This is a genomic window from Micromonospora sp. NPDC052213, assembly GCF_040679695.1.
Classification (GTDB): Bacteria; Actinomycetota; Actinomycetes; order Mycobacteriales; family Micromonosporaceae; genus Micromonospora.
Map to the genome: position 1 here is coordinate 1 of NZ_JBFAVI010000301.1, position 3,728 is coordinate 3,728.

Below are 3,728 nucleotides of genomic sequence, written 5' to 3' on the forward strand. Positions count from 1 at the left end.
TTGTTTTCCCTCTCCCCTACAGCAAACAAAGTTATCGGCCCCGGGGGGGGGGCGCCCGGGCCCCCCCCCCCGGCCCGCCCGGAAAGAGGAACCCCGATGAGCATCTCCACCGCGCCGGTGTCGGAGCCGGTGGTCGCGGACCGCCCGCCCGAGCCCGCACGCCGTCCGGCCCGCGCCGCGCGGATCCGGGAGTGGTGGCTGGGCGCCGTCCTGGTGCTGCCGGCGCTGGCCCTGGCCGTCGCGTTCAAGTTCGTGCCCCTCGGCCGGGGCGTGGTCACCAGCCTCGAATCGTCGAGCGGTTTCGGTGGCAGTTCCTTCGCCGGCGCCGACAACTACACCCGGATGCTCGACGACCCGGTGGTGCGCTCCAGTTTCCGCAACGCGCTGCTCGTGGTGGCGACACTGCCGATCTGGGTGGTGCTGCCCCTGGTCCTGGCGGTGGTCATCCACCAGCGCGCCCCGGGCTGGAAGTTCTTCCGCGCCGTGTACTTCATCCCGTACACCATCGCGCCGATCGTCGTCGGCATCATGTTCCGGCAGATCCTCGCCCCGGACGGGCCGCTCAACGCCTTCCTGCGCTCGGTCGGGCTGGACCCCCTGGCCCTCGAGTGGCTCAACGGCCGCTACAGCGCCCTGTTCTCGCTCGTCGCGGTGGCCCTGTGGAGCCTGTTCGGCCTGGGCGTGATGACCTACCTCGCCGGCCTGGCCACCATCCCCGACGAGGTCCTCGAGGCCGCCTATCTCGACGGGGCGAACTTCTGGCGGCGGCTGTTCTCGGTGGTCGTGCCGATGCTGCGGCCCACCGTGGCCTACTGGAGCGTGCTGTGCGCCTCCGGCGTGCTGATCTGGCTGTTCCCGCTGATCTACGCGCTGACCCAGGGCGGGCCGGGGGACGCCACCATGCTCCCCGAGTACCTGGTCTTCCTCACCACCTTCCAGTTCCTCGACCGGGGGTACGGCTCCGCCATCGGCATCGCCCTGTTCGTCTTCGTCGCCCTGCTGTCGATCCTCAGCGTGCGGCACATGTTCACAGAGGGGACCCGGAAGCCGCGTTGACATCCTCCCGGCCCTGAAGGGCCGGGATTCCCCCGGTCGCCCGTGGGGTTTCCTGCTTCATCGCCGACTGCCCGCCCGGAGAGGCTCCGTTGAGGTCTTACACCAGCTCCACAGGCGTTTTACCTGTCCGCCAGCCCGGCGGCCAGAAGGTTTCTCGCTGCGTTGACGTCCCGGTCATGGGTCACACCACACGGGCATTGCCACGTACGGATGTTCAGCGGCAGGGATTCGGTCAGTTGCCCGCAGTCCGAGCACAGCTTGGACGACGGGAACCAGCGGTCCACCGCGATCAGCTCACGGCCGTACCAGGCGGCCTTGTACTCCAACATGGCCCGCAGTTGCGACCAGGCCGCGTCGGAGATCGCGCGGGCCAGCCGGTGGTTGCGCAGCATATTGCGCACCGTCAGGTCTTCGATCACGACCGTTTGGTTCTCGCGGACGAGTCGAGTCGACAGTTTGTGCAGGTGGTCCCGGCGCCGGTCGGCGATCCGGGCGTGAATCCTGGCGACCTTGAGTCGAGCTTTGGCCCGGTTCTGGGAGCCTTTCTCCTTGCGGGCCAGGTCCCGCTGGGCCTTGGCGAGTTTCCGCCGGTCGGCCTGCTCGTGACGGGGGTTGGTGACCTTCTCCCCGGTGGACAAGGTCACCAGGCTGGTCAGGCCCGCGTCGACGCCGACCGCCGTGTCGATGAGTGGGAGCGACTCGACGGTCGGGTCCTCGACGAGCAGGGACACGTACCAGCGGCCGGCCGCGTCTCGGGACACGGTGACGGTGGACGGTACGGCGCCGTCGGGCAGCGGACGCGACCACACAATGTCCAGCGGGGCGTCCATCTTCGCGAGAGTCAGTTGCCCGTCCCGCCAGCGGAACGCCGACCGGGTGTACTCGGCGCTGGCCCGGGACTTCCTCTTGGACTTGAAACGGGGGTATCGGGCGCGTTTGGCGAAGAACGCTGTGTAGGCGGCGTGCAGATGCCGCAACGCTTGTTGCAGCGGAACGCTGGACACCTCGTTGAGGAATGCCAGTTCGGCGCCGCGTTTCCATTCGGTCAGGGCCGCCGACGATTCCGTGTAGCTGATCGAGTGGCGTTGGGTGGCGTATGCGCGGGTCCGCATCTCGAGGGCTTTGTTGTAGACCAAGCGTACGCACCCGAAGGTGCGGTTGAGTTGTTCGGCCTGCTCGCCGGTGGGATAGAAGCGGTACTTATATGCCCGCTTCACCATCCCGCCCACATTTCACATTCTAGCGGTCCATTGTGTTGCACGATCATTGAGGGGAGGGAGCGGCGTTTCCTCCCGGCGCTGAACGGCCGGGTTTCCACGCCGCTACTCTGATGAATCGGCGTACCACCGCCCAGTTGGGGCGTTACCTGTTGACCTTCGCGCTGGTGGTCGTCGCGGTCGCGGCGGTCTACCCGTTGCTGTTCACCATCGTCAGCTCGCTGAAGACGCAGACGGGCTTCGCGCGGGACCCGCTGGGCCTGCCGGCCGGCGTGACCCTGGAGAACTACCTCGAGGCGTTCCGCCGGATGGACATGCCGCGGCTGCTGCTGAACTCCCTGATCACCACCGCCGGTGGGCTGGTGCTGTCGGTGCTGGCCGCGCTGCTGGTCGCGTACGCGGTGACCAAGCTGCGTTTCCGGGGCGGCAAGCTGGTCTTCCTGCTGATCATCGTCACGTTGACCATCCCCAGCCAGGCGATCATCTATCCGCTGTACCAGACCGTGCTGGACCTGGGCATGTCCGGGCAGTACCAGGGCCTGATCCTGGCGTACGCGGCGTTCGGCCTGCCGTTGGGCACGTACCAGCTGGCCGGTTACTTCCAGCAGGTGCCCGACGAGCTGATCGAGGCGGCCAGGGTGGACGGCGCCGGCCACTTCACCATCCTGTTCCGTCTGTTGGCGCCGATCGCGACCCCGGCGTTGGCCGCGCTGGCCATCTTCAACTTCGTCTGGATGTGGAACGACCTGCTGCTGCCCCTGGTCATCATGGGCGGCTCGGACAGCAAGACGTTGATGGTCGGTGTCTCCCTGCTCAGCGGCCAGTACGACGTGTCGGTGCCGCTGGTCAGCGCCGGTCTGATCGTCGCGCTGCTGCCGGTGCTGATCATCTATCTGGTCTTCCAGCGGCAGTTGGTGGCCGGCGCGCTGGCCGGCTCCGGCAAGTGAGCCCGCCGGTGGAGGTTTCCGGTGCGGACGGGGCGGCCGGGCCGGGGGAGTCCGGGCCCGGGGTCCAGCTGTGCCACCTCTACCGGCTGCGCCCGGGGGCGGAACGGGAGTACGAGCGCCGGCACGCCGAGATCTGGCCGGAGATGTCGGCGTTGCTCGACGACGCCGGCATCTACGACTACCACATCTACCGGCACGGGCTGCTGCTGATCTGCGTGCTGCGGACCCGGCACGGTCACCCGTACGCCCGGCGGGTCACCGGCGCGTCCGCCGTGCAGGCCCGCTGGACCCGGTCCCTGGCGCACCTGTTCGCCGAGATCGCCGACGCCGACGGCGAACCGCTGTGGGCGTATCCGGTCTTCCACCACGCGGGCCGTCCCGCGGGATGCTGAGCGCGGTGTCGCGCGCTCCCGTGGCCCGGCGGACCGTCCCGCACCGGAAACCTCCACCGGCGGGCTCACTTGCCGGAGCCGGCCAGCGCGCCGGCCACCAACTGCCGCTGGAAGAC

Annotated in this window: 4 protein-coding genes; 3 read left to right on the forward strand and 1 reads right to left on the reverse strand. The window is 68.6% G+C overall.

The window, feature by feature from the left end; genetic code table 11:
* The first annotated feature begins 96 nt into the window (after positions 1-96).
* Positions 97-1,056 (forward strand): sugar ABC transporter permease, encoded by a 960-nt coding sequence (locus tag AB0L34_RS33250; RefSeq protein ID WP_363709579.1) that lies wholly within the window; start codon positions 97-99, stop codon positions 1,054-1,056.
* Positions 1,057-1,175: 119 nt separating this feature from the next.
* On the opposite strand, the gene AB0L34_RS33255 is transcribed toward AB0L34_RS33250, so the two are convergent.
* A complete protein-coding gene (locus AB0L34_RS33255; protein ID WP_363709583.1) occupies positions 1,176-2,276 on the reverse strand; it encodes an RNA-guided endonuclease TnpB family protein in 1,101 nt (366 codons plus the stop codon).
* 110 nt (positions 2,277-2,386) lie between these two features.
* Between AB0L34_RS33255 and AB0L34_RS33260 the strand changes: the two genes are divergently transcribed.
* Together AB0L34_RS33260 and AB0L34_RS33265 are read left to right on the forward strand one after the other, a co-directional pair.
* Complete coding sequence (locus tag AB0L34_RS33260) at positions 2,387-3,220, forward strand: carbohydrate ABC transporter permease (protein ID WP_363709581.1); 834 nt, start codon at positions 2,387-2,389, stop codon at positions 3,218-3,220.
* 8 nt (positions 3,221-3,228) lie between these two features.
* On the forward strand, positions 3,229-3,612 hold the full coding sequence (locus AB0L34_RS33265) for an L-rhamnose mutarotase (RefSeq protein WP_357461655.1): 384 nt from the start codon (positions 3,229-3,231) through the stop codon (positions 3,610-3,612).
* Positions 3,613-3,728 lie beyond the last annotated feature (116 nt).